Genomic DNA, 22,693 nt, shown 5'->3' with positions numbered 1-22,693 from the left:
AGCCGCCAGAACATGTTGACTGTGTCCGCGAGGCCCCGTTTCCCGGTCGGTGGCATAATCGGTCCATGCTCGCCGTGTCTTGTCCTGGAGAATGTGATGTTGCCTCGCCTGCTGTTGTCGTTGTCCCTGGTGCCATTGTCCCTGGCCCTGCCACAAGCGCACGCGCAAGCTGCGCCGGACGGTGCCCGCGACCTGGCCTACAGTGTGGGCGCCAGCCTGGGGGAACGCCTGCGCCAGGACGCCCCCGGGCTTCAACTCGACGCCCTGCTCAAGGGCTTGCAGGAGGCGTATCGACAAGAGCCGCTGGCATTGAGCGACGAGCGCATCGGCCAATTGCTGGCTCAGTATCAGGCACAGGCGGACAAGACGGACAAGACGGACAAGCCTGACGAAGCAGCCGATACGGAACAGGCGCTGGCCGCCGAGCGCCGCTTCATGGCCGCCGAACGAGCCAAGGCCGGGGTGCGGGAGATCGCTGAGGGCATTCTGGTAACCGTACTGGAACCTGGCGCAGGGGCACCTGCCACCGCCGATGGACGTGTGCAGGTTCAATACGTGGGGAAGCTGCCCGACGGCAGCGTGTTCGACCAAAGCACCCAGGCGCAGTGGTTTCGCCTGGACAGCGTCATCGAGGGCTGGCGTACGGTGTTGCCGCAGATGCCGGTCGGCGCGAAGTGGCGTGTGGTCATTGCATCGGCGCACGCCTATGGAACAGACGGCGCCGGTGCCTTGATACCACCCAATACACCGCTGACGTTCGACATTCATCTGCTGGCCACGGCCCCTTAGGGCCGCGTCGAAAGAGAGTCACGCCTGGGCGACGGACTCTTCCTTGTGAGCGTTGTGCAAGACCTCGATCAGGCAGTCCTCGAGCTCGAAGCGCTCGTGCAACAACCGACCCAGCTCCTTGAGCTTGTCCAGAATGACGGCGGCATCGGAGCAGTCGCCCTTGTCGCAGTAATCGTTGAAGTCGAGCGCTTTCTGGGTGATTTCGTCGATGCGTGGCCAGATCGTGTCGGCCAGTTCCAGACCACGCTTGTCATTGAACGCCTTGGCTTCGTCGGTCAACTGTTCGTAGATTTCAAAATGGCCGGCCGATGTGTAGTCGACCAGCAAGCCGCAGAAATCCTGCAGCCTCTTGCGATCTTCGACCAGGGCCTGAGGCGTGTCGCCCAATGCATCGAACGCCTTGATCAGCTCATTGCGCTCCTGCAGCCAGCGATCGATCAGCAGGTGAACTCCGCCCCAACGTTCCTGGGCATTCTGGCAACTTTCCAACATGATGAGTGCTTCCCTTGTGGGTCATGCCCGGCTTCGCGCTCCTGTACGACAGGAAGCAGGGCTCGGACCGATTCGCGGTCTGTGACGGCGAATGTCGATGTACATGCAGGGGGAGATTATGCCCGTGCGCCAATGGCATCAAGGTACGCATCGGATAAAGTTCATACAAGCGTTTAATCAGGGGGACATTGCGCCAAATGCCGGTTTTACTGGCGCCTGCCCCTGCCTCCGGGTGCGCACGGGGGCAGAGCAGTGGCGCGGCCTCGTTCTACACGCGAAAGCAATTCAGAGCGTGCGCACCGAAGTGGGCAGGGGTGCAGCCAGCAACCGTTCGTCAAGCAGCCCGAGGCCTTCCTGGAACAACTGGTTGCTGCGTTCGGTATCGCCCAACTGGGCGAGCAGGCGTGCAAGTTCTGCGCAGGTTTCCGGGCTGCGCTGCAGGCGCAGGCTGCTTTCCAGGTAGTCGCGGGCCTTGCCCCACAAGCGGTTCTGCAGGCACAGGCGACCCAGGGTCAGCAACAACCCGGCATCGTGGGGGTGCTGTTTGAGCCAGCCTTCGGCAGTCTGCAGTTGGCGCGCAGGGTCAGTGCCGATCACCAGGCCATAGAGGCGAGCCAGGTGCGTGTCGTACTGACGCTTCTGCGCAGTCCGTAGCACGTCTTCAGCCTGGGCTTGGGCACCCACCTGACGCAGTTGCTCGGCATAGGCGAGCACCAATGCGGGTTCCTGGCGCTGTGCCGAGCTGAGTGCCTGCCAGGCGCGCTCCAGTGCAGCCAGGCCGGCCTCTCCCTGCCCTTGTTCCTGCACGGGCGCGTGCGCCGCCACGCTCAGGTTCTCGCCCCAGGCACGTCGCTCGAGCTCGGCGAGTTCGGCCGCCGGCAGGGCCTTGTCCTTGCGCAGTTGTGGCAGCAGCTTGACCACTGCTGGCCAGTCACCACGCTGCTGATGCACACGCTGCAGCTGCCGCAGCACCTGCACGTTACGCGGATGACGCTCGTGCATGGCCTGCAGGGTCTGCAGGGAACCGTCACTGTCGCCGCGATCGCTCTGCAACTGAGCATGGCTCAAGGCAATTGCCAATTCCGCTTGTGGCTGACGTGCCAGGGCCCGTTCGAGCAGGCTGTCACTGTCTTCGTAGCGGCCCTGTTCATTGGCGGCGCGTGCTGCGCCGAGGTAATAGAGCAATGGCTGGCGTTCATTTTCGGCTGCGTGCTGCAAGTGCTTCTGGGCACTGGCCCAGCGCCCTTCGGCGAGGTCCAGCTGGCCCTTCTCGATGGATGTCTGCACGCGGCGATTGCGATTGCGGCCCGACCATGGATTGACCACGCGGCCGGAGCTGACCAGAACGCTGATCAGCAGGTAGACGACGAACGCCACCAAGACCAGCACCAGCAACGCCAGCAGCGTGCTCCACAGGCCCGACTCGTAGCGCATCACATGGGGGTAGTCGATCAATACGTAGCCGGGGTGTTTGGCCACGGCCAGGCCGAGGCCGACCATGGCGGCAATCACCAGAAACAGGATCACGTAGAACCGTTTCATGGTTGGCTCTCCACAGCGGCCGGCGCTGCTTCGGTCGACTTCTGCAGGCCTTCGACCGGTGTGTGACGATGTTGCAGGTAGGCCTGGATGGCGTTGAGGCTTGCATCCAGATCAGGTGTGGTGACCGAAACCGGCTGATTCTTCAGGGCGGTCAACTGTTCGATCATGGCCTGGGTCGGGCCATTCTCGCGATTGAAGCCCGCCACCAGAATACTGCGGGCGTCGTCCAGCGCTTGCGTATACACCTTGCCCTGACCATTGAGCGCGGCCCACTGGGCCTGCTCCAGCGCCAGGCTCAAGGCCAGGCGAACCTGACTCAGGCTCTGCCCGGCGAGCAACGGCCGGATGCTGTCGTCGGGGCTGAAGTCGACCCGGAAGAAACCGGAAATCTTGTTCCACCACTGGCGCCAGCGGGTTTCGCCTTCTGGTGAGTTGCCCTGCGCAGCTGCCGCGGCCGCCTGGAATTCGGGCGCCAGCGCCGTCAACTGCGTGGCCTGCTCGCGCAAGGCGCTCAGCTGCAGGAACAGCCCGGTGCGATCCGGCTGGGTGGTGCCTTGCAGCGACGCCAGGCTGCGGGTCAGTTGCTCGCGTGCGGCGAAGGCCTGCGGGTCGTCCTGCTCGCGCAGGATTTCGTCGGCGCCCTGCACCAGCGCCTTGGCGCTGGTGACGTCCTGCAGAGCAGACAGGCGCAGGCTGGCCAGGCGCAGCAGGTGCTCCGCTTCGGCCAGACGCCAGTCCTTGCGGCTGGCGCCCAGCACGGTTTCCAGGCGCTGGCTCAAGCGCTGCTGATCACCCTGCAACTGGGCGAGCAGGCGGTGGCGGTCTTCGAGTTCGTTGGAGTCGGGCAACTGCGCGAGATCGGCACTGAGTTGCCGTTCGTTGTGTTCCAGCGTCAGCGTTTGCGTGGCGAGCCCTTCGATCACCCGCGACTGCTGCTGATGGCCGGCGGTCAGCGTGCGCACCTGCCACACGCCCCAGCCTGCTGCGGCCAGACCGGCAGCGGCAAGCAGCAGCGCAATGATCGCCAAGCCGTTGCCATTGGCCGAGCGCTGCGGGGGCAAGGCGGCTGGCTGTTCGAAAGGCACCTGTGGGGCGCTCTTGGATTCGTCTTTGGGCAAGGCTGTTTCGCTCACGTGTCCATCCTTTGCATAGGGGCGCGGTCGCCTCGCTGGCGGTCGCGCCTTACGATCTGGGTGCGGCCTGCGTGCGCAGCGCCGCCAGCAACGCCGAGGTACTGGCACCTCGGCAATCCACAACATTCACCGCACCGGCTTCACGCGCCAGCGCAGCTACCCGCGGGCTGGGCACGAACAGCGGCAGGGTACGGATCACCGACCACTGCTCGCCTGCCAATTGGTGCAAGTGTTGAAAACCCTGCCCACTGCTGACCACCAAGGCGTTCAAGCGTTCCGATGCGATACGGGACGCCAGCGCACCCGGTGGGTAGACCGGAATGCTGCGTCGGTACAGTTGCAGATACTCTACCGTCGCGCCCTGCTCACGCAAGTGCTCGGCCAGAGCCTCGCGTCCGCCTTCGCCACGGATGATCAGCACCCGTGGATGGGGGCTTGCCAATGCGACGCGCAATTGGGCCAGATTCAGCAAGGCTTCGCTATCGTCTCCTGTTTCAGGATACGTCACGGTCAGCCCACGCTCTTCGAGAATGGCCGCCGTGCCGGCACCGACGCTGAACCACGAGGTCTGCCCGAGGTTGGCAGGCGCGCGGTCCAGGGCCAGGCGCGCGGCGGGCTTGCTGACCACGATCACGGCATTGTATCGATTCAGTTCGGCCAACACCTGCCGCTGAGTGTCGCTGTCCGCTAGCGGCTCGATCGCCAGCAATGGCAGGCTCGCCGCGAACACGCCCTGTTCCAGCAGCGCCTGGGCTTGCAGCGCGCACTCGTCGCAGGGTCGGGTCAGCAACACTCGCCAGGGGTTCAAGGATGACCGGCCTCGCCGTACACCGCGCGCAGAATGTCGTCGGCGCCCTGCTCCAGCAGGGCTTCGGCCACCTGTACGCCCAACTGTTGCGCATCGGCCAGCGGCGCGCGTGCCTGAGCATGCAGCAGACGCTGCCCAGCCGGGTCGCCCACCAGGCCGCGCAGCCAGATCTGCTCCCCTTCGAGCACGGCGTAACAGGCGATGGGCACTTGGCAGCCACCGTTGAGGTGTTTGTTCAGGGCACGCTCGGCGCTCACGCGAAATTCGGTATCGCGGTGATGCAATGACCCCAGCAGCGCGTGGATCTCGCTGTCGGCCGTCCGGCACTCGATGCCGACCGCGCCCTGGCCGCCCGCAGGCAGGCTGTCTTCGACGCTGATGCTGGTGGTGATGCGCTCTTCGAAGCCCAGGCGGATCAGGCCGGCCGCAGCCAGAATGATCGCGTCGTATTCACCGGCATCGAGCTTGGCCAGGCGGGTGTTGACGTTGCCGCGCAGAAAGCGGATCTGCAGGTCGGGACGTCGCGCCAGCAGCTGGGTCTGGCGACGCAGGCTGGAGGTGCCGACGATGCTGCCGGGCGGCAGCGCCTCCAGGCTGTCCCAGGCGTTGGAAACGAAGGCGTCGCGAGGGTCTTCGCGCTCGCAGATGCAGTACAGCCCCAGCCCGTCGGGGAAGTCCATCGGCACGTCTTTCATCGAGTGCACGGCGATGTCCGCCGTGCCTTCGAGCAGGGCGGTTTCCAGCTCCTTGACGAACAGCCCCTTGCCGCCGATCTTCGACAAGGGTGAGTCGAGCAGCTTGTCGCCGCGACTGACCATCGGCACCAGGGTGACCTGCAGATCGGGATGCGCCTGCTCCAGGCGGGCCTTGACGTATTCGGCCTGCCACAGAGCAAGCGCGCTTTTACGGGTGGCGATGCGGATTTCGCGAATGGGCATGAATCGATCCGTATGAAGATTAGCGGACGATGATACCAGCTGTGCGCCAGGCCGCGCCCAGCCCGGCGGACTGGGCAGGCCTGCTGAGGGCTAGAGGTGCTGCATCATCTTGCGCACGCCGGCCACATGGCGTCGGCTGACGATCAGCGCGTCGCCGTTGAGCCCCTTCAGATAGAGCTGAAAGTGACCCAGGGGCGTGCGCTGCAAGCGCTCGATGCGCTCGCGGGCCACCAGGGCGTTGCGATGGATACGCACGAAGCGATCGCCAAACTCGTCTTCCAACGCCTTGAGCGGTTCATCGAGCAAGACCTCGCCGCCTTCGTGGCGCAGGGTGACGTACTTGTGATCGGCAATGAAGTAGATAACCTGATCCAACGGAATCAACTCGATGCCCTTGCGGGTTCTTGCGCTTATATGGCTGCGCGGACCGGTCCCCGCCTCGGCCGCCGGACGTGTCAGGGCGGCCAGTTGCACGCGGTTGGGTTTTTCCGCCTTCTTCAACGCTTCGAGCAGGTGTTCGGAGCGCACTGGCTTGACCAGGTAGCCCACGGCACTGACCTGAAAGGCATCCAGGGCAAACTCGTCATGGGCGGTGCAGAACACCACCGCCGGCGGCGTGTCGCGCTCGCACAGCCTGGCGGCGACCTGCAGGCCATCCAGGCCGGGCATGCGAATGTCGAGCAGGACTACGTCCGGCTTCTGTGCCTCGATCATGCTCAAGGCTTCTTCGCCGTTGCTGGCGCCGGGTTCGAGCACATGGTAGCCCTCGAGCTCGCCAACCAGTCGGCTCAAACGTTCGCGGGCAAGGGGTTCGTCATCAACGATCAGGACATTCATAGAGCGCTGGATTCCTGCGTGAGTCTCGCACATGGATAACGTAGACAAGTGAAGTGACGACCGTCACGGCGATTCACGCTAAGACTTGCGCGCGGACCGAAAAGTGCCGCAAGTCGAGCGCCAATGTTTGCCAGCGCCTGCTGGGTTCCGCCCGACGCCTGCGCTGTGGCGGCCTCTTGGTAGGGATTGCTGATGGTCAATATGAACTCTCCCCCTTTGTAGTCGGCCTCCACGCTGACCACCCCGCCCGAAATCAAAGGGGCGATGCCATGTACCAGCGCATTCTCCAACAACGGTTGCAAAGTAAGTTGGGGGATCGGCAGATCATCCGGGATTGTTTCGATCCTCCAGTGCAACTGTAGACGCTCGCCGAGACGATATTGCTCAATCGATAAATAACGTTTGGCCAACTCCACCTCATCACGCCACATCACCAGGCTGTTGGGCTGGGCCAGGCTGGCACGAAACAGGTCGGACAGATTGAGCACCGCCTGCTCGGCCTTGACCGGATCGCTGACCACCAGGCTGGCGATGCTGTTCAAGCTGTTGAACAGGAAGTGCGGGCGAATGCGCGCCTGCAGGGCCTGGATACGCGACTGCAATTCGGCCTGTTGCTGGCGCCGCCACTGGCTCTGCAGGTAGAAGTAGCGCAGCAGCAGGGCCGACATGATCAGCCCGATCAGGGCGTGGCGCAGGTACCGATTGACCTCCACGGTCGGCGTGTCGAGCCCGCCCAACTGGAAGTAGTCGATCACCGCCGTGCCCGCGAGGGTCAGGCCCACCACCAGGGCGCAGCACAACCCACCCGCCATACCGGGGCGCAGGCGCGCCAGCCAGGGGCGCAGGGCACAGAGCAAGGCCGCCGAGAGCAGCACGATCCATTGCACGAACAGCGAAGTCAGGGCCAGGCGCACCCAGTTGAAGCCTGGGTTCATGGGTTCGGCCAGCACCAGCACGAACACCAGCAACTGCGCCAGCACGATCAGCATCAACAGTGCCTGGGGCAGGCAAAGCTCGGGCAGGAAGAAATCCGGTTCGGAAGTGTTCGACGGCTTGCTGAACATGTACGGTTCCTGGCTGCTGTGGTGTGTTGCGGGCCCCGTCGCGGGCAGAGGGCTCGCGACGGGGTGAATGCAGACAATAGACACCTGCACTATGCCGCCAACAGACCCGGGCCGCATTTGTTATTATTGCGGCAATTTCCCGTTCACGCCTTGCACGAGCCAATTCATGAGCACTGACAAGACCAACCAGTCCTGGGGCGGCCGCTTCAGTGAACCCGTCGACGCCTTCGTCGCCCGCTTCACCGCCTCGGTCGATTTCGACCAGCGCCTGTACCGCCATGACATCATGGGCTCGATCGCCCACGCCACCATGCTGGCCAAGGTCGGTGTGCTGACCGATGCGGAGCGCGACACCATCGTCGATGGCCTGCGCACCATCGAGCAGGAAATCCAGGCGGGCCAGTTCGACTGGCGCACGGATCTGGAAGACGTGCACATGAACATCGAAGCGCGCCTGACCGATCGCATCGGTGTCACCGGCAAGAAGCTGCACACCGGACGCAGCCGCAACGATCAGGTGGCCACCGACATTCGCCTGTGGCTGCGTGACGAGATCGACCTCATCCTCAGCGAAATCACCCGCCTGCAGCAGGGCTTGCTGGAACAGGCCGAGCGCGAGGCCGACACCATCATGCCGGGCTTCACCCACCTGCAGACCGCGCAGCCGGTAACCTTCGGGCATCACCTGCTGGCGTGGTTCGAAATGCTCAGCCGCGACCATGAACGCCTGGTCGATTGCCGCAAGCGCACCAACCGCATGCCGCTGGGCAGCGCCGCGCTGGCCGGCACCACCTACCCCATCGACCGCGAGCTGACCTGCACGCTGCTGGGCTTCGAAGCCGTCGGCGGCAACTCGCTGGATGGCGTTTCGGACCGTGACTTCGCCATCGAATTCTGCGCTGCGGCCAGCATCGCGATGATGCACCTGTCGCGCTTCTCCGAAGAGCTGGTGCTGTGGACCAGCGCGCAATTCCAGTTCATCGACCTGCCCGACCGCTTCTGCACCGGCAGCTCGATCATGCCGCAGAAGAAGAACCCCGACGTACCGGAACTGGTGCGCGGCAAGAGCGGCCGGGTATTCGGTGCGCTGATGGGCCTGCTGACCCTGATGAAGGGCCAGCCGCTGGCCTACAACAAGGACAACCAGGAAGATAAGGAACCGCTGTTCGACGCCGCCGACACGCTGCGCGACTCGCTGCGGGCCTTTGCCGACATGATCCCGGCCATCAAGCCCAGGCACGCCATGATGCGCGAAGCCGCGCTGCGTGGTTTCTCCACCGCCACCGACCTCGCCGATTACCTGGTGCGCCGTGGCCTGCCGTTCCGCGATTGCCACGAGATCGTCGGGCATGCGGTCAAGCATGGCGTGGACACCGGCAAGGACCTGGCGGAAATGAGCCTGGAAGAGCTGCGCCGGTTCAGCGACCAGATCGATGCGGACGTGTTCGAGGTATTGACCCTGGAAGGCTCGGTCAATGCCCGCGACCACATCGGCGGCACGGCGCCGGCTCAGGTACGTGCGGCAGTCGCTCGCGGCCGCGATTTGCTGGCGGCTCGCTAGGCGTTTGGCAGGTCCGGCCTCTTCGCGCCCCGCTCCCACAGTAGATGTTAGATATCCTGTGGGAGCGGGTCTCTGCCCGCGAAGGGCTCCCCCCAGAACCCGACATTGACCCTGATCGAGAACATCCCCATGAGCGACAACCTGCCAGACGACGACGAAGCATTTGCCGAAGCCACCCTCACCCAAGCCATCGAGAATCAGATCGAAAGCGACAACCCGCCCGCGGCCAAGGCCACGTTCAACAAACTGACGCTGGTGGGCTATGAGCGCGAGGACATCCTCAACATGATGGCTCATGTACTGGCGATCGAGATCGATGCCATTCTGGAGCAGGATCGCGCGTTCGACACGGCCTGGTACGAAGCCGCTCTGCGCGCCTTGCCCGAGCTGCCAGCGGAAAAAGTCTGACGCTGAACAGGCGCGTTCGCCTGCGGCTGACTACACTGGAAAAACCCCGCTGCCACGGTGTCGGGGTACAGCGTTCAGCGCCCCTCGGTGCTGTCGTTCATTCCATAAGAAAGTCGGGAGCGCCTATGTCGTCCTACACCCCGGAACTGGTTGCCGAGCTGGAAATCCTTGCCCTGTTCAACCTCGGCAACACCATGGAAGGTCTGAAAATCCACCACACTGCATCACCTGCGGCCATTGCCGCCGCGACTCGCCTGCATGAAAAGGAATTGATCACCAAGCCCGATGGCGGCTACCTGACCAGCCTGGGCCATGAGGCTGCCGGGCACGCGCAGTCATTGCTCACCATCCTGACGGTGGCCGAGCCTGCCTGAGCATGGGCTTGATGAAAGCAGGGGCTGTCAGTCGCCAGCAGGCGCCGACAGCGCCTGCGAGCGGCGCTGCTCGGCCACAGCGATGATCTGGCGCCGCGTATCGTCATCGGCCGAGCGCCAGGCGCGGATATCCTCGACATGGCGGAAACACCCTTGGCAAACGCGTTCTTCGTCCAGCCGGCACAGGCTCACGCAAGGTGACTGTACCGACGGGCTGACGTTGCTGTAGAGCGGCTTGGGGGCGCGTGCGGGCTGGCTCACCATCAGATCTCTTCGAAATCCAGCTCGACGCCGGCCTGTTCCTCGGTCGCCCGGGCCAGTACCTCGCCCAGCAATTCCTCGGATTTCTCGCAGCGCCACTTGCCCGACTCTTCGTCGTAATCGAAGTGATAGCCACCGGAGCGCGCGGCAAGCCACAGCTGGCGCAGCGGCTCCTGGCGGCTGATGATCAGCTGGCTGCCGTTGTCGAACTTGATGGTCATCATGCCGGCGGAAATTTCGATGTCGTCGGCGTGGTCTTCGAGCAACTCCTCCAGCGCCTGCTGGGTGGCATCGACCAGGTCGTGGAAACGGGCTTCGGTCAAACTCATTGCAGGAACCTCGGAAAGTGTCTGTTCGCGCTACGGGCGGCAAGATACGAGCAGCCAGCGGTTTATGCAAAGCATAATGCACCCGTCTGGATCGGTGGCACCGCTGGCGGCCCACCTGCATAGCCACCATGCCGGGCGCTGGGTATACTCGGGCGCAATTACTGCTTATACAAAGGATTTCGCCATGAAGCGCCTGATCTCTTCCCTGGCCGCGCTCGTCGCCGTTGCCTGCCTGGTGTCCGCCTGTGGTCAAAAGGGCCCGCTGTACCTGCCCGATGACAGCAAATCTCCCGAGGACCAAGCCAAGTCGTCGCAACCGCACAAGCACTACTAAGGGAACACCATGGACGCTTTTCAACGCCGCGACGGTGAACTGTTTGCCGAAGGCGTAGCCCTGTCGGCCGTGGCCCAGCGCTTCGGCACGCCGACGTACGTCTACTCGCGCGCCCACATCGAGGCGCAGTACAACGCCTACGCCGATGCCCTGCAGGGCACCCCGTCGCTGGTCTGCTTTGCCGTGAAGGCCAACTCCAACCTGGCCGTGCTCAATGTCCTGGCGCGTTTGGGCGCCGGTTTCGACATCGTCTCGGGCGGCGAACTGGAGCGCGTGCTGGCCGCGGGCGGGCGCGCCGAGCGCGTGGTGTTTTCCGGCGTCGGCAAGACCCGCGCCGACATGCGCCGCGCCCTCGAAGTAGGCGTGCACTGCTTCAACGTCGAATCCACCGACGAGCTGGAACGCCTGCAGGAAGTCGCCGCCGAGCTGGGCGTGCGCGCGCCTGTGTCGCTACGGGTCAATCCGGACGTCGACGCGGGCACCCACCCGTACATTTCCACGGGCTTGAAAGAGAACAAGTTCGGCATCGACATCGCTGCAGCCGAAGACGTCTATGTACGTGCCGCGCAGTTGCCCAACCTCGACGTGATCGGCGTGGATTGCCACATCGGCTCGCAACTGACCACGCTGGCACCGTTCCTCGACGCCCTGGATCGCTTGCTCGACCTGGTCGATCGCCTTGGCGACTGCGGCATCTACCTGCGCCACATCGACCTGGGCGGTGGCCTGGGCGTGCGCTACAGCGAAGAGCAGCCGCCCTTGGTTGCCGACTACATCCAGGCCGTGCGCGAGCGCCTGGACGGTCGCGAGCTGACCCTGGTGTTCGAGCCGGGGCGGTTCATCGTGGCCAATGCCGGGGTCTTGCTGACTCAGGTGGAATACCTCAAGCATACCGAGCACAAGGATTTCGCCATCGTCGACGCGGCGATGAACGACCTGATCCGCCCGGCCCTGTACCAGGCATGGATGAATGTCAGCCCGGTCAAGCCGCGGGAAGGTCAGGCACGTGCCTACGACATCGTCGGGCCGATCTGCGAAACCGGTGACTTCCTGGCCAAGGAGCGTGAACTGGTGCTGGCCGAAGGCGACTTGCTGGCCGTGCATTCGGCCGGCGCCTACGGTTTCGTCATGAGCTCGAACTACAACACGCGCGGCCGCTGTGCCGAGGTGCTGGTCGATGGTGACCAGGCATTCGAAGTACGCCGCCGCGAAACCGTGGCCGAGCTTTTCGCCGGCGAAAGCCTGTTGCCGGAGTAATCCCATGCTACTGCGTTTTACCAAGATGCATGGCCTGGGCAACGACTTCATGGTGCTGGACCTGGTCAGCCAACATGCCCATATCCTGCCCAAGCATGCCAAGCAGTGGGGCGATCGCCACACCGGCATCGGCTTCGATCAATTGCTGCTGGTCGAAGCGCCGAACAATCCCGATGTCGACTTCCGCTATCGCATCTTCAATTCCGACGGTTCGGAGGTGGAGCAATGCGGCAACGGCGCGCGCTGCTTCGCCCGCTTCGTGCTGGACAAGCGTCTTACGGCCAAGAAGACCATTCGCGTGGAAACCAAGGGCGGCATCATTACTCTGGACGTCCGCAGCGATGGTCAGATCAGCGTCGACATGGGCCCGCCGCGCCTGGTGCCGGCCGACATCCCGTTCCAGGCCGACTCCCAGGCGCGCAGCTACGAGCTGTCCGTCGATGGCCAGAGCGTCGAGATCGCCGCCCTGTCCATGGGCAACCCCCACGCAGTGCTGCGTGTCGACGACATCAACAATGCGCCGGTGCACGCACTGGGGCCGAAGATCGAACACCATCCGCGCTTTCCGGCACGGGTGAACGTGGGCTTTCTGCACGTAGTCGATCGCACCCGCGCGCAGTTGCGTGTCTGGGAGCGTGGCGCCGGCGAGACCCAGGCTTGTGGCACCGGCGCCTGCGCCGCTGCGGTTGCGGCCATCAGCCAGGGCTGGATGGATTCGCCACTGCTGCTCGACCTGCCGGGCGGCCGCCTGTCCATCGAATGGGCCGGGCCAGGCCATTCGGTGATCATGACCGGTCCCGCAACGCGGGTCTTCGAAGGACAAGTGCGTTTATGAGCGAGTACAGCCAATGACCGATCAGCCTCAAGTACCCGCGCCTGCGGAGGTCCTGGAGGCTTCGGCCGTGGCCGACTTTCTTGCCGCCAACCCGGCGTTCTTCGAGCAGCATGAGGAATTGCTGACTCAGCTGCGCCTGCCCCACCAGCGCGGCGACACGGTGTCGCTGGTGGAACGGCAGATGACTCTGCTGCGTGACCGCAACGGCGAGATGCGCCAGCGCCTTTCGCACCTGATGGAGGTCGCGCGCGACAACGATCGCCTGTTCGAGAAGACTCGCCGCCTGATTCTGGCCATGCTCGATGCCGCGTCCCTGGACGAGCTGGTGATCAGCGTCGAAGACAGCCTGCGCGAAGACTTCCAGGTGCCCTTCGTCAGCCTGATCCTGTTCAACGACATTCCCGCCCCGGTAGGCCGCAGCGTGACCAGTGGTGAAGCGCAGCAGGCCATCGGTGGGCTGTTGTCGGAGGGCAAGTCGCTCAGTGGTGCCTTGCGCGAACACGAACTGGCGTTCCTGTTCGGCAGCGACCAGGCCCCGCAGGTCGGCTCGACCGCGCTGGTGCCATTGCTGCATCAAGGCCTGCACGGCGTACTGGCCATCGGCAGCCGCGACCCTGCGCACTACAAGAGTTCGGTGGGCACGCTGTTCCTCAGCCATATCGGCGAAGTGCTCAGCCGGGTATTGCCACGCTACACCGGCGCGCTGCGCTCGGTACGTTGAGGTGCGCGAACAACTGGATGCCTACTGCACGCACCTGCGCAGTGAGCGCCAGGTGTCGGTGCATACCCTGGATGCCTACCGGCGCGACCTGACCAAGGTCGTCGAATTCTGCGAGAAGGAAGGCCTGGCGACCTGGCAGGCACTGGACATCCAGCTGCTGCGGCGTCTGATCGCTCGCCAGCATCAGCAAGGGCAGTCGTCGCGCAGTCTGGCGCGCCTGCTTTCGGCCGTGCGTGGCCTGTATCGCTACCTCAATCGCGAAGGCCTCTGCAGCCACGACCCGGCCAATGGCCTGGCGCCGCCCAAGGGCGAGCGTCGCCTGCCCAAGACGCTGGACACCGATCGCGCCCTGCAGCTGCTCGAAGGTGCGGTGGAAGACGACTTCCTGGCCCATCGCGACCAGGCCATTCTCGAGCTGTTCTATTCTTCGGGTCTGCGCTTGTCGGAGCTGACCAGCCTCGACCTCGGGCAGCTCGACCTCGCCGACGGCCTGGTGCAGGTGCATGGCAAGGGCAGCAAGACCCGTGTGCTGCCCGTGGGTCGCAAGGCGCGCGCGGCGCTGGAGCAGTGGCTGGCGCTGCGCTCGATGAGCAACCCCGTCGACGATGCCGTGTTCGTCAGCCAGCAGGGCCGCAGGCTCGGGCCGCGTGCCATCCAGGTACGGGTCAAGGCCGCCGGCGAGCGTGAGCTGGGGCAGAACCTGCATCCGCACATGCTGCGTCATTCGTTTGCCAGCCACCTGCTCGAGTCGTCCCACGACCTGCGCGCCGTGCAGGAGATGCTTGGCCACGCCGACATCGCTACCACGCAGATCTATACCCACCTGGACTTCCAGCACCTGGCCAGTGTCTACGACAGTGCCCACCCACGGGCAAAACGCAAAGGCGGCGACTCATGAGCATCAAGCTGATCACTTTCGACCTCGACGACACCCTGTGGGACACCGCCCCGGTCATCGTCAGCGCCGAAGCCATCCTGCGCGACTGGCTGGCCGACCAGGCGCCGAGACTGGGCCCAGTGCCGGTCGAGCACCTGTTCCAGATCCGCCAGCGCCTGGTCGACGCCGACCCTTCGCTCAAGCACCGCATCAGCGCGCTGCGCCGTCGTGTGCTGCGGCACGCCATGCAAGACGCTGGCTATGCCGAGGATGAAGCGGCCTCGCTGGCCGACAAGGCCTTCGAGGTATTCCTGCACGCTCGGCATCAGGTGGACATCTTTCCCGAGGCCCAGCCAGCCCTGGAGATCCTTTGCCAGCGTTATACCCTGGGCGTGGTTACCAACGGCAACGCCGATGTGCGTCGACTGGGCATCGCCGATTTCTTCACCTTTGCGCTGTGTGCCGAAGACCTGGGCGTGGGCAAGCCGGATTCGCGGCCCTTTCTGGAAGCCATGCGCCTGGGCGATGCGGGCGCCCACGAATCGGTGCACATTGGCGATCACCCCAGCGATGACATCGCCGGCGCGCAGAAGGCGGGCATGAAGGCCATCTGGTACAACCCGCAAGGCAAGCCATGGGCCGCCGAAGGCAAACCCGACGCCGAGATCGCCAGCCTGGCACAGTTGCCTGCACTGCTGCTGCAACTGGGCTAGCTGGGCGAGCGGCGAGCCCTCTGCCCGCGAAGAGGCCGTCAGTGTCTGCCCCGCACCCACAAAAAAGCCCGCAGCGACCGCGGGCTTTTTCAATGTTGCTTCGAGCGACGAGCCTTCAGATAGGGCGGCTGCCGTACTTGTTGTCGGGCTTCTTGGGTGGATCGGCCACCACGTTGGGCTCGACTTCCTGCACCTTGCCGCCACGCGACAGAAACTCTTCCATCGCCCGAGCCAGCGCATCGCGCTCTTTGTTCTTGGCTTCGATACTCGGTAGTTCATCCACCGACACCGCCGCCTTGGCCTTGCCCTTGGCAGCGGGCACGGGTGTGTCGCCACCGTCGTCCTCCGCAACGTCTTCGGCAGCCGCCTCGAGGGTCTCTTCGGCCTCGTCTTCTTCGCCTACTTCGAGGTCGTCGTTTTCCAGATCATCGTCGCTCATGTTCTACCTCATGACTTGCGAAAGCAGATTATTTATAGCCCAGCTTTACCTTATGTCGACGGTTGCCGGAAAAAATTCACATCCACTGGTAACCAGCGGTCAAGCGTCCTCGCCATACAGCGTGGCAAGGACCCGACGCGCGCCGCCATGATCGCGATGCTCGCCCAAATAAATACCTTGCCAGGTACCTGTCGCCAGCCTTCCCGAGGTCACCGGAACGGTCACCTGGCAGCCCAGCAAGCTGGCCTTGAAGTGCGCTGGCAGGTCGTCGGGGCCTTCGTCGTTGTGTTCGAAACCGTCTGCACCCTGTGGCACGAGGCGGTTGAAGAAACGCTCGAAGTCCCGGCGAACGGCCGGATCGGCGTTTTCGTTGACGGTCAACGACGCCGAAGTGTGTTGCAGCCACAAATGCAGCAGGCCCACGCGGCATTCGCGCAGGCGCGGCAGTTGTGCGAGCAACTCGTCAGTCACCAGGTGAAACCCGCGAGGCCTGGCTCGCAAGGTGATGAGGGTTTGCTGCCACATACCGTTCTCGTCCGTTCGGGGCGCATTCTAGCGCGCTCTGGGAAAAAGCAAAGAGCCTGTTCGCGACTGTTTTGCACTGAGCCGCCGCGCGCGATCGCTACAGCAGCCGACAGCCCCGGCGGCAAACCCACCGGACCTGAAGCAGATGACAAATCGCAGGCAAAAAAATGCCCGGCAAGCCGGGCATTTTTTTCCGAACGGTTACAAGTTGTAGCCGCGCTCGTTGTGCTGCGCGAGGTCAAGGCCCACGGCCTCTTCTTCTTCGTTGACTCGCAGACCCATCACCGCATCCAGCACCTTGAGGATGACGTAGGTCACGATACCGGTGTAGACCACGGTGAAGCCGACGCCCTTGAGCTGGATCCAGACCTGCGCGCCGATGTCTTCGACGGTGCCGAAACCACCCAGCGCGGGCGCTGCGAACACGCCGGTCAGAATCGCGCCGACGATGCCGCCGATGCCGTGTACGCCAAAGGCGTCCAGTGAGTCGTCGTAGCCCATCTTGCGCTTGAGCGTAGTAGCGCAGAGGAAGCAGATAACACCGGCCACCAGGCCGATTGCCAGTGCACCCATCGGACCGACAGTACCGGCCGCCGGGGTGATGGCCACCAGGCCAGCAACCACGCCCGAAGCGATGCCCAGTGCGCTTGGCTTACCGTGGGTCAGCCACTCGGCGAACATCCAGCCCAGCGCCGCAGCGGCGGTGGCGATCTGGGTGACCAGCATTGCCATACCGGCAGTGCCGTTCGCCGCTGCAGCCGAACCGGCGTTGAAGCCGAACCAGCCGATCCACAGCATGGCCGCGCCGATCAGGGTGTAGCCCAGGTTGTGCGGCGCCATCGGGGTGGTCGGGTAGCCCTTGCGCTTGCCCAGCACGATGCACGCAACCAGACCGGCAACACCGGCGTTGATATGCACCACGGTGCCGCCCGCGAAGTCCAGCACGCCCCAGTCCCACATCAGGCCGCCGTTGCCGGACCAGACCATGTGCGCGATGGGTGCATAGACCAGGGTGAACCAGATGGCCATGAAGATCAGCATCGCGGAGAACTTCATGCGCTCGGCGAAGGCGCCGACGATCAGCGCCGGGGTGATGATGGCGAAAGTCATCTGGAAGGTGATGAACACTGCCTCAGGGAACAGTGCCGCCGGGCCGGTGACGCTGCTCGGCGTCACGCCACTGAGGAAAGCCTTGGACAGCCCGCCGACGAACGAATTGAAGTTGACGACGCCCTGCTCCATGCCAGTGGTGTCGAAAGCCAGGCTATAGCCGTAGACCATCCACAGGATGCTGATCAGGCCAGTAATGGCGAAACACTGCATCATCACCGAGAGCACGTTCTTGGAGCGCACCATGCCGCCGTAGAACAACGCCAGGCCAGGAATGGTCATGAACAGCACGAGGGCGGTCGCGGTCAGCATCCAGGCGGTATCGCCGGAGTTGAGAACGGGGGCTGCCGCCTCGTCCGCCAGGGCAAGGCCTGGCATTGCGAGGGACAACAGGGCTCCTAGCCCTGCGAATTGACGCAGAGTCATATTGTTTACTCCTGGGGCGTTGGGTTGTGTCGGCTTTTTTTTAGATTGCGTCGGTATCGGTTTCGCCGGTACGAATGCGAATCGCCTGTTCCAGATTGACCACGAAAATCTTGCCGTCGCCGATCTTGCCGGTGTTGGCGGCCTTGGTGATGGCTTCGATGACGCGATCCAGATCCTTGTCATCGATGGCGACGTCGATCTTGACCTTGGGCAGGAAGTCGACCACGTACTCCGCGCCGCGATACAGCTCGGTATGGCCTTTCTGCCGACCGAAACCCTTGACTTCGGTAACGGTGATGCCTTGCACGCCGATTTCCGACAACGACTCGCGCACGTCGTCCAGCTTGAATGGCTTGATGATGGCAGTGACTAGCTTCATGAAACTCTCTCCCGAATTGGTGGACTTGCCCCAGGAAAACAAACCCGGATCAAGTCTAAGCGCAGTGCCTGGCTTTGTAACGCGTCGTCGACCCCGCAGCCCGGACCGACAACCGATAAACGACTGCTGACGAAACACGTCCCTTGAAGCTGCGCACCGTTCTCGTCACGACGAGTCCATCAGTGCATGGGTCTCTTGGCTCTAAGCAGAAAGCTTGCCATGTCGTGCAAACCGCGAGATTTGGCCACCCTGCGCGGCTTTTGTGCAGCGCCTTGATGAAGCAGAGCGAGCCGGCGCACAACAAGGGTGCAGTGCCGGGCACCACTGTGCGCGAAAACCGTGCGCGGGCGTCCGGCTTTTCAGGCCATGGCTGCGTGATACACTGCGCATCACTTTGTCTCAGGAAATTTCCCATGCTCCCGCCCAAAGCGTTCCTCGACACCCTGAGCGACCACGCCTCGCGCTTGTTCAGCGGTGACACCGCACAGCCGCGCGCGGAGCTCGAAAGTCAGTTCAAGGCATTGCTGCAGTCCGGCTTCAGCAAGCTCGACCTGGTCAGCCGCGAGGAATTCGACAGCCAGATGGTCGTGCTGGCGCGTACCCGTGCGCGCTTGGAGAGCCTGGAAGCCAAAGTCGCCGAGATGGAAGCCAAGGCAGCGCCCAAGGCCGAGTAATATCTGAGACGCAGCTCGGTTGCCGATCGGCTGCACCGCTTTGTGCCACGCTCGGCATTGCCATTGAACAGCAGGGACGTGCTTCGATGAACCGCAACGAGCTGCGCAAGGCCGATATCAACCTGATGGTGGTGTTCGAAGCCCTCATGCTCGAGCGCAACGTCACCCGCGTCGCGGAAAAGCTGTTCCTCGGCCAGCCCACGGTCAGTTCAGCGCTGAACCGACTGCGCGCCCTGTTCAACGACCCGCTGTTCATCCGCATCGGCCATCGCATGGAACCCACCGCGCGCGCCGAGGAAATCATCCGGCACCTGTCCCCGGCGCTGGACGCGATGTCGATGGCGCTGAGCCTGACCCATGATTTCGACCCGGCCGTAAGCACCATGACCTTCCGCATCGGCCTGTCCGACGACGTCGAGTTCGGCCTGCTGCCGCAAGTGCTGCGCGCACTGCGTACCGAGGCGCCGAAAGTGGTGATCGTGGTGCAGCACGTGGATTACTGGCGTATTCCCGACCTGCTCGCCTCCGGCGACATCACCGTGGGCATCAGCCAGACCCGCGGCCTGCCGGCCAACGCCAAGCGTAAACTACTGCGCCGCATGCGCCCGCGCGTGCTGCGCGCCGACAAGTCGGCTACCCCACTGACCCTGGACGAATACTGCGCCCGCCCCCACGTACTGGTGTCGCCGACTGCGCACACCAGCGGCATTGCGGACGAGTGGCTGCAGGAAATTGGCCGCACCCGCCAAGTGGTGCTGTCGGTGCCCCAATTCAGCTCGCTGCCCGCCCTGCTCGCCGGCACCGACATGCTCGCCGGCCTGCCCGACTACGCCGCCACCGCGATGGCCGCTCACGGCAACCTGTTCGACGAACCGCTGCCGTTCGATGCGCCGACGCTGGATTTGTCGATGGTGTGGTTGAGCATCACCGATACGGATCCGGCGGAGCGGTGGTTGCGGTCGCGGCTGGAGGCGTTCATGGGGGATCGGGGTGGGGTAACGGACTTTTCTGCTGCTCGAGGTGTTTGAAGTAGCTACGTACTATTTCACTGAAATGTTGCAGTACGTTTGAGTTGGCGTCGCTGCGGCAAGCGAGCGACAAGCCCACTCGGCCAAGCCGTGGAAATCCATCATCCGGGCCTAGCGCGCGATAGTCACCCGTCATCGAGCTGGGGAGAACAGCCGATACATAGCGACCAGAACCGATTGCGGCTAAAATGCCAGCATACGTTGTGCTCTGTAGGCCGACGCTATATGCCTTACGCACCCGATCCAGCGCACTCAGCGCCACAGCACGGTCGCCGCATCCGGAAGTGAACAATGCCAAGGGTAGCGGCTCAATAGACGCAACGTTACTCGCTGTTGAGCATACCCAAGCGAGTGTTTCGGTATAAACAAGTTCGGCGTTTATATGATGAGGACAGGCCTGGGTCAAGACGAGATCAAGCTGTCCAAGCTCGTAAAGCTTCCATATGTCAACGCCGTATCCTGTAACAACCTCAAAATTCACCTCTGATGTATCTGTTGCAAGAAATGCGCGCAACAACTCAGATAGATAACTTGATGCATAGACGTCTGAGGTGCCGATACGAATCACCCGAACGGAGCGCTGGCCTGTAAGCTCTGACACTGCCCGATCGTTGACCTCAAGCAGGCGTAGAGCATAGGACAACAACCGCTCCCCGCTAGCCGTCAGTTCAAGGCCATGCGTATCTCTTTTGAATAACCGTACTTGTAGTTGAGCCTCCAGCTTTTGTATCTGTTGACTGACCGCTGACTGCACCCTGTGCAATCGCAAAGCGGCCCTGGAAAAACTCTTGGTGTCCACGACCGTCACGAACGCTCGGAGCTGGTTGTGATCTAAATTCACAATTTTATCGGTTATCACGTTTCAAGATACCTCTCATCATCATTTCTCGTACACAGCCGATCAATCAAGCCGCTAATATTGGCGCATCAAAAGCACAAGGAGTGCAATATGACATCCACCATCATCGGAAAAATAGACATAGCTTCTTACAATATTGAAAGTGAAATAAAGCATCTGAATGGTATCGAAAAAATCCCTGAAGCCTACGACGAGTTTGGTCAAGGGCATTGGAAGAACATATCGCTTTACAATGCTTCCGGAGACTGTGGTGATAGCACCTACCGGAACACTAGCGAATGTCGACCAACCTCACACTTGACAACGTGCGTTGAAATCAATCGCTTGATAGTTGAAAACTTTAAATTTGACGATTTGAAGATGGTCCGCGCACGCAGCCTTGTCGATGGCATGGTTATTCCGCATCGGGACTTCGTCGAGTTTGATGGACAACACCAATATTTGCGCTTATTTGTACCGCTTGAAGATAACTCTGAAGCTTTTCATTCCGATGAAACAGGTGTATTTCAAATGAAATCGGGCGAAGTCTGGTTTCTTGACGCAGCGGTGAATCACGCCGCTATCAATGTTGGCCTGAAGAGCCGGATGTTTCTGTGCTTGGACTTTCTGCTTGGGCCGGAAGACGAACAGCGATCTGTGCTCTTGCAATCTTCAAAATTATTACCTCTAGAGCAGAGAATTGATATCACGCGAGCGGCGATAGCGGAAAGCCGCATTGAAGGAATCATAGACGCAGTGGCCGTGATCATCAGCCGCCATACAATGAAAGATATTATCTTTGCCCTGTCAAAGTACCACTTCAAGTATGACATTCCTGTTCTGGCGTGTTACGACTGGATAAGGGATGCGGCATTACGTGCCGGCGATCAAGAAGTAGCGGCCAGGATGCAGGCCCTCAAACATTATCTGGTCGAACATAGGTCGATCAACGAACGCTTCAGGATCAACGACTGGCGTAACTAAGGGCGCGGTATGATGATCGCCTTACAGAGTTGCTTGCCTCTTTTATTCCTGCTGGCGTGGAGCAGTGGAGCCGTGTTTGCCAAGCTAGGGTTGGAAGACGCTTCGGTTTCAGTTTTCCTGGCTATCCGCGCATCAGGTGCTCTGCTGGCGGTGTTGGTTTTGTGCACACTGTATAGCGGAGGAGCAGGCATAAGGTCCAAGCTATCATTACCTGTCAACCTCTTGCTAAAAACGCTCGTCACAGGACTTCTACTGCAAGTTTTTTATCAATCAGCCTACTTCCTTGCCTTGGACCACGGCCTGACTCCAGGGCTGCTGGCGCTGGTATTGGGATTACAGCCATTGCTTACTCCGTTGATAGCGGGCGAGCCCATTGCCCGCCATCGGTTTCTCTTCCTAGCGCTAGGGTTAGGTGGCCTAGTGCTCGCGGTGATAGGCGCCAAAAATGTCAGCGGTTTCACATTAGCGGGATTGGCATTCGCATGGGTTTCTGTCATAGCGATCACTCTCGGCTCGGTCATGCAAAAAAAATTGAGCATTGACCCTATGGTATCTGCTTTTTATCAAAACCTGATCGCCGCAAGTGTCTTTATAACAGCACTACCATTAACGACTGTCCGGCTCGACATTACACCTACCTTCATGATGTCGGCAGCGTGGATGATCCTTGTTGTCTCAACGCTCGCCGTACTCCTGTTGTTTTATATGCTGTCATCTAGGTCGGCCAGCCAAGTTAGCTTTTTATTCTATTTGGTACCGCTATTTACGATAGCACTGGACTACCTGGTCTTTGGACACTCTATAAGCATCGTTACGTGTATCGGTGCGTTCTTCATCATCATGGCCATGAGAGGTTTCAACCAGACGTAGGAGCGTATGCCACCTCCTGCGAGGTGAACTGACAGCAACTTCCAATCAGTAGCACCGTGAATCACTTCCCCACTGGCATACCCGCCCTCATCCACTACCCTCGCACCACCACCGCAGGAAGCGGTTCCTCTTTCAACGCATGGAGCA

At 62.1% G+C, this 22,693-nt stretch carries 28 protein-coding genes; 14 read left to right on the top strand and 14 right to left on the bottom strand.

What is annotated here, in order from left to right; translation table 11 throughout:
• Positions 1-96 precede the first annotated feature (96 nt).
• Positions 97-789 carry an FKBP-type peptidyl-prolyl cis-trans isomerase gene (locus IFT80_RS15725; protein WP_192103133.1) on the top strand — a complete coding sequence of 231 codons (693 nt, stop codon included), beginning with the start codon at positions 97-99 and terminating at the stop codon, positions 787-789.
• 18 nt (positions 790-807) lie between these two features.
• Here IFT80_RS15725 and rsd read toward each other — a convergent pair whose 3' ends face one another.
• The 7 genes from rsd to IFT80_RS15690 form a co-directional block, all read right to left on the bottom strand.
• On the bottom strand, positions 808-1,281 hold the full coding sequence (gene rsd, locus IFT80_RS15720) for a sigma D regulator (RefSeq protein WP_122479915.1): 474 nt from the start codon (positions 1,279-1,281) through the stop codon (positions 808-810).
• A 285-nt stretch (positions 1,282-1,566) separates the two neighbouring features.
• Complete coding sequence (locus IFT80_RS15715; RefSeq protein ID WP_192137844.1) at positions 1,567-2,823, bottom strand: heme biosynthesis HemY N-terminal domain-containing protein; 1,257 nt, start codon at positions 2,821-2,823, stop codon at positions 1,567-1,569.
• Positions 2,820-3,956, bottom strand: a complete 1,137-nt coding sequence (locus IFT80_RS15710) for a uroporphyrinogen-III C-methyltransferase (RefSeq protein WP_192137843.1) — start codon at positions 3,954-3,956, stop codon at positions 2,820-2,822. The genes IFT80_RS15715 and IFT80_RS15710 overlap by 4 nt, the downstream gene beginning before the upstream one ends.
• A gap of 49 nt (positions 3,957-4,005) precedes the next feature.
• A complete protein-coding gene (locus IFT80_RS15705; protein ID WP_185794687.1) occupies positions 4,006-4,764 on the bottom strand; it encodes a uroporphyrinogen-III synthase in 759 nt (252 codons plus the stop codon).
• A complete protein-coding gene (gene hemC, locus IFT80_RS15700) occupies positions 4,761-5,702 on the bottom strand; it encodes a hydroxymethylbilane synthase (protein WP_122479919.1) in 942 nt (313 codons plus the stop codon). Before hemC ends, IFT80_RS15705 begins: the two co-directional genes overlap by 4 nt.
• 90 nt (positions 5,703-5,792) lie before the next feature.
• Entirely contained in the window at positions 5,793-6,539 is a 747-nt protein-coding gene (locus tag IFT80_RS15695; RefSeq protein ID WP_122479920.1) for a LytR/AlgR family response regulator transcription factor, read from the bottom strand.
• Positions 6,536-7,603: a sensor histidine kinase gene (locus tag IFT80_RS15690; protein ID WP_192050116.1), complete on the bottom strand. Its 1,068-nt coding sequence runs from the start codon at positions 7,601-7,603 to the stop codon at positions 6,536-6,538. The genes IFT80_RS15695 and IFT80_RS15690 overlap by 4 nt, the downstream gene beginning before the upstream one ends.
• Positions 7,604-7,769: 166 nt before the next feature.
• Here IFT80_RS15690 and argH point away from each other — a divergent pair, with 166 nt between their 5' ends.
• The 3 genes from argH to IFT80_RS15675 all read left to right on the top strand — a co-directional run bounded on the left by argH (position 7,770) and on the right by IFT80_RS15675 (position 9,946).
• The gene (gene argH, locus IFT80_RS15685) at positions 7,770-9,164 is read left to right on the top strand and encodes an argininosuccinate lyase (RefSeq protein WP_122479922.1); all 1,395 of its coding nucleotides are present in this window, start codon (positions 7,770-7,772) and stop codon (positions 9,162-9,164) included.
• A gap of 129 nt (positions 9,165-9,293) precedes the next feature.
• Entirely contained in the window at positions 9,294-9,572 is a 279-nt protein-coding gene (locus IFT80_RS15680; RefSeq protein ID WP_192059379.1) for a hypothetical protein, read from the top strand.
• 125 nt (positions 9,573-9,697) lie between these two features.
• Positions 9,698-9,946, top strand: coding sequence for a TIGR02647 family protein (locus IFT80_RS15675; RefSeq protein WP_122479924.1), 249 nt, complete (start codon positions 9,698-9,700; stop codon positions 9,944-9,946).
• A gap of 27 nt (positions 9,947-9,973) precedes the next feature.
• Here IFT80_RS15675 and IFT80_RS15670 read toward each other — a convergent pair whose 3' ends face one another.
• Positions 9,974-10,210 carry a DUF1289 domain-containing protein gene (locus tag IFT80_RS15670; protein ID WP_122479925.1) on the bottom strand — a complete coding sequence of 79 codons (237 nt, stop codon included), beginning with the start codon at positions 10,208-10,210 and terminating at the stop codon, positions 9,974-9,976.
• On the bottom strand, positions 10,210-10,536 hold the full coding sequence (gene cyaY / locus IFT80_RS15665; protein ID WP_122479926.1) for an iron donor protein CyaY: 327 nt from the start codon (positions 10,534-10,536) through the stop codon (positions 10,210-10,212). Before cyaY ends, IFT80_RS15670 begins: the two co-directional genes overlap by 1 nt.
• A 184-nt stretch (positions 10,537-10,720) precedes the next feature.
• On the opposite strand from cyaY, the gene lptM reads away from it, so the two are divergent.
• Genes lptM through IFT80_RS15635 form a run of 6 tightly spaced genes read left to right on the top strand, consistent with a single transcriptional unit; the run spans position 10,721 to position 15,273 of the window.
• On the top strand, positions 10,721-10,870 hold the full coding sequence (gene lptM / locus IFT80_RS15660) for an LPS translocon maturation chaperone LptM (RefSeq protein WP_043192229.1): 150 nt from the start codon (positions 10,721-10,723) through the stop codon (positions 10,868-10,870).
• Positions 10,871-10,879: 9 nt separating this feature from the next.
• A complete protein-coding gene (gene lysA / locus IFT80_RS15655; protein ID WP_192103119.1) occupies positions 10,880-12,127 on the top strand; it encodes a diaminopimelate decarboxylase in 1,248 nt (415 codons plus the stop codon).
• Between the two features lie 4 nt (positions 12,128-12,131).
• Entirely contained in the window at positions 12,132-12,962 is an 831-nt protein-coding gene (dapF, locus tag IFT80_RS15650) for a diaminopimelate epimerase (RefSeq protein WP_192137842.1), read from the top strand.
• 13 nt (positions 12,963-12,975) lie between these two features.
• Positions 12,976-13,683 carry a DUF484 family protein gene (locus IFT80_RS15645; protein WP_185794683.1) on the top strand — a complete coding sequence of 236 codons (708 nt, stop codon included), beginning with the start codon at positions 12,976-12,978 and terminating at the stop codon, positions 13,681-13,683.
• Between the two features lies 1 nt (position 13,684).
• Positions 13,685-14,581 (top strand): tyrosine recombinase XerC, encoded by an 897-nt coding sequence (gene xerC, locus IFT80_RS15640; protein WP_185794682.1) that lies wholly within the window; start codon positions 13,685-13,687, stop codon positions 14,579-14,581.
• Complete coding sequence (locus tag IFT80_RS15635; RefSeq protein WP_192059376.1) at positions 14,578-15,273, top strand: HAD family hydrolase; 696 nt, start codon at positions 14,578-14,580, stop codon at positions 15,271-15,273. The genes xerC and IFT80_RS15635 overlap by 4 nt, the downstream gene beginning before the upstream one ends.
• 115 nt (positions 15,274-15,388) lie before the next feature.
• Here the strand turns inward: IFT80_RS15635 and sutA are convergent, their stop codons facing one another.
• From sutA to glnK, 4 genes are all read right to left on the bottom strand, one after another.
• The gene (gene sutA, locus IFT80_RS15630) at positions 15,389-15,712 is read right to left on the bottom strand and encodes a transcriptional regulator SutA (protein ID WP_122479932.1); all 324 of its coding nucleotides are present in this window, start codon (positions 15,710-15,712) and stop codon (positions 15,389-15,391) included.
• A 99-nt stretch (positions 15,713-15,811) separates the two neighbouring features.
• Complete coding sequence (locus tag IFT80_RS15625) at positions 15,812-16,237, bottom strand: secondary thiamine-phosphate synthase enzyme YjbQ (RefSeq protein WP_122479933.1); 426 nt, start codon at positions 16,235-16,237, stop codon at positions 15,812-15,814.
• Positions 16,238-16,438: 201 nt separating this feature from the next.
• Positions 16,439-17,773, bottom strand: a complete 1,335-nt coding sequence (locus IFT80_RS15620) for an ammonium transporter (RefSeq protein ID WP_122479934.1) — start codon at positions 17,771-17,773, stop codon at positions 16,439-16,441.
• A gap of 40 nt (positions 17,774-17,813) precedes the next feature.
• Positions 17,814-18,152, bottom strand: coding sequence for a P-II family nitrogen regulator (gene glnK / locus IFT80_RS15615; RefSeq protein ID WP_002555808.1), 339 nt, complete (start codon positions 18,150-18,152; stop codon positions 17,814-17,816).
• 413 nt (positions 18,153-18,565) lie between these two features.
• On the opposite strand from glnK, the gene IFT80_RS15610 reads away from it, so the two are divergent.
• Together IFT80_RS15610 and IFT80_RS15605 are read left to right on the top strand one after the other, a co-directional pair.
• Positions 18,566-18,826 (top strand): accessory factor UbiK family protein, encoded by a 261-nt coding sequence (locus IFT80_RS15610; RefSeq protein WP_192137841.1) that lies wholly within the window; start codon positions 18,566-18,568, stop codon positions 18,824-18,826.
• An 86-nt stretch (positions 18,827-18,912) separates the two neighbouring features.
• The gene (locus IFT80_RS15605; RefSeq protein WP_192055096.1) at positions 18,913-19,854 is read left to right on the top strand and encodes a LysR family transcriptional regulator; all 942 of its coding nucleotides are present in this window, start codon (positions 18,913-18,915) and stop codon (positions 19,852-19,854) included.
• On the opposite strand, the gene IFT80_RS15600 is transcribed toward IFT80_RS15605, so the two are convergent.
• A complete protein-coding gene (locus IFT80_RS15600) occupies positions 19,802-20,713 on the bottom strand; it encodes a LysR family transcriptional regulator (protein ID WP_192055097.1) in 912 nt (303 codons plus the stop codon). The genes IFT80_RS15605 and IFT80_RS15600 overlap by 53 nt on opposite strands.
• A 90-nt stretch (positions 20,714-20,803) precedes the next feature.
• Here IFT80_RS15600 and IFT80_RS15595 point away from each other — a divergent pair, with 90 nt between their 5' ends.
• Together IFT80_RS15595 and IFT80_RS15590 are read left to right on the top strand one after the other, a co-directional pair.
• The gene (locus IFT80_RS15595) at positions 20,804-21,676 is read left to right on the top strand and encodes an aspartyl/asparaginyl beta-hydroxylase domain-containing protein (protein WP_192137840.1); all 873 of its coding nucleotides are present in this window, start codon (positions 20,804-20,806) and stop codon (positions 21,674-21,676) included.
• 9 nt (positions 21,677-21,685) lie between these two features.
• Entirely contained in the window at positions 21,686-22,546 is an 861-nt protein-coding gene (locus IFT80_RS15590) for a DMT family transporter (RefSeq protein WP_197975888.1), read from the top strand.
• Positions 22,547-22,693: the final 147 nt, after the last annotated feature.

Source organism: Pseudomonas sp. CFBP 8771 (assembly GCF_014841695.1).
Classification (GTDB): domain Bacteria; phylum Pseudomonadota; class Gammaproteobacteria; order Pseudomonadales; family Pseudomonadaceae; genus Aquipseudomonas; species Aquipseudomonas baltica.
The sequence above is the reverse complement of the archived record's forward strand: the minus strand, read 5'-3'. Positions and strand labels throughout refer to the sequence as shown.

Coding starts and splice junctions, on each gene's coding strand:
- IFT80_RS15725 (WP_192103133.1), top strand. CDS start 97: ATGTTGCCTCGCCTGCTGTTGTCGTTGTCCCTGGTGCCATTGTCCCTG.
- rsd (WP_122479915.1), bottom strand. CDS start 1,281: ATGTTGGAAAGTTGCCAGAATGCCCAGGAACGTTGGGGCGGAGTTCAC.
- IFT80_RS15715 (WP_192137844.1), bottom strand. CDS start 2,823: ATGAAACGGTTCTACGTGATCCTGTTTCTGGTGATTGCCGCCATGGTC.
- hemC (WP_122479919.1), bottom strand. CDS start 5,702: ATGCCCATTCGCGAAATCCGCATCGCCACCCGTAAAAGCGCGCTTGCT.
- IFT80_RS15695 (WP_122479920.1), bottom strand. CDS start 6,539: ATGAATGTCCTGATCGTTGATGACGAACCCCTTGCCCGCGAACGTTTG.
- IFT80_RS15690 (WP_192050116.1), bottom strand. CDS start 7,603: ATGTTCAGCAAGCCGTCGAACACTTCCGAACCGGATTTCTTCCTGCCC.
- argH (WP_122479922.1), top strand. CDS start 7,770: ATGAGCACTGACAAGACCAACCAGTCCTGGGGCGGCCGCTTCAGTGAA.
- IFT80_RS15680 (WP_192059379.1), top strand. CDS start 9,294: ATGAGCGACAACCTGCCAGACGACGACGAAGCATTTGCCGAAGCCACC.
- IFT80_RS15675 (WP_122479924.1), top strand. CDS start 9,698: ATGTCGTCCTACACCCCGGAACTGGTTGCCGAGCTGGAAATCCTTGCC.
- IFT80_RS15670 (WP_122479925.1), bottom strand. CDS start 10,210: ATGGTGAGCCAGCCCGCACGCGCCCCCAAGCCGCTCTACAGCAACGTC.
- cyaY (WP_122479926.1), bottom strand. CDS start 10,536: ATGAGTTTGACCGAAGCCCGTTTCCACGACCTGGTCGATGCCACCCAG.
- lptM (WP_043192229.1), top strand. CDS start 10,721: ATGAAGCGCCTGATCTCTTCCCTGGCCGCGCTCGTCGCCGTTGCCTGC.
- lysA (WP_192103119.1), top strand. CDS start 10,880: ATGGACGCTTTTCAACGCCGCGACGGTGAACTGTTTGCCGAAGGCGTA.
- dapF (WP_192137842.1), top strand. CDS start 12,132: ATGCTACTGCGTTTTACCAAGATGCATGGCCTGGGCAACGACTTCATG.
- IFT80_RS15645 (WP_185794683.1), top strand. CDS start 12,976: ATGACCGATCAGCCTCAAGTACCCGCGCCTGCGGAGGTCCTGGAGGCT.
- IFT80_RS15635 (WP_192059376.1), top strand. CDS start 14,578: ATGAGCATCAAGCTGATCACTTTCGACCTCGACGACACCCTGTGGGAC.
- sutA (WP_122479932.1), bottom strand. CDS start 15,712: ATGAGCGACGATGATCTGGAAAACGACGACCTCGAAGTAGGCGAAGAA.
- IFT80_RS15625 (WP_122479933.1), bottom strand. CDS start 16,237: ATGTGGCAGCAAACCCTCATCACCTTGCGAGCCAGGCCTCGCGGGTTT.
- IFT80_RS15620 (WP_122479934.1), bottom strand. CDS start 17,773: ATGACTCTGCGTCAATTCGCAGGGCTAGGAGCCCTGTTGTCCCTCGCA.
- glnK (WP_002555808.1), bottom strand. CDS start 18,152: ATGAAGCTAGTCACTGCCATCATCAAGCCATTCAAGCTGGACGACGTG.
- IFT80_RS15610 (WP_192137841.1), top strand. CDS start 18,566: ATGCTCCCGCCCAAAGCGTTCCTCGACACCCTGAGCGACCACGCCTCG.
- IFT80_RS15605 (WP_192055096.1), top strand. CDS start 18,913: ATGAACCGCAACGAGCTGCGCAAGGCCGATATCAACCTGATGGTGGTG.
- IFT80_RS15595 (WP_192137840.1), top strand. CDS start 20,804: ATGACATCCACCATCATCGGAAAAATAGACATAGCTTCTTACAATATT.
- IFT80_RS15590 (WP_197975888.1), top strand. CDS start 21,686: ATGATGATCGCCTTACAGAGTTGCTTGCCTCTTTTATTCCTGCTGGCG.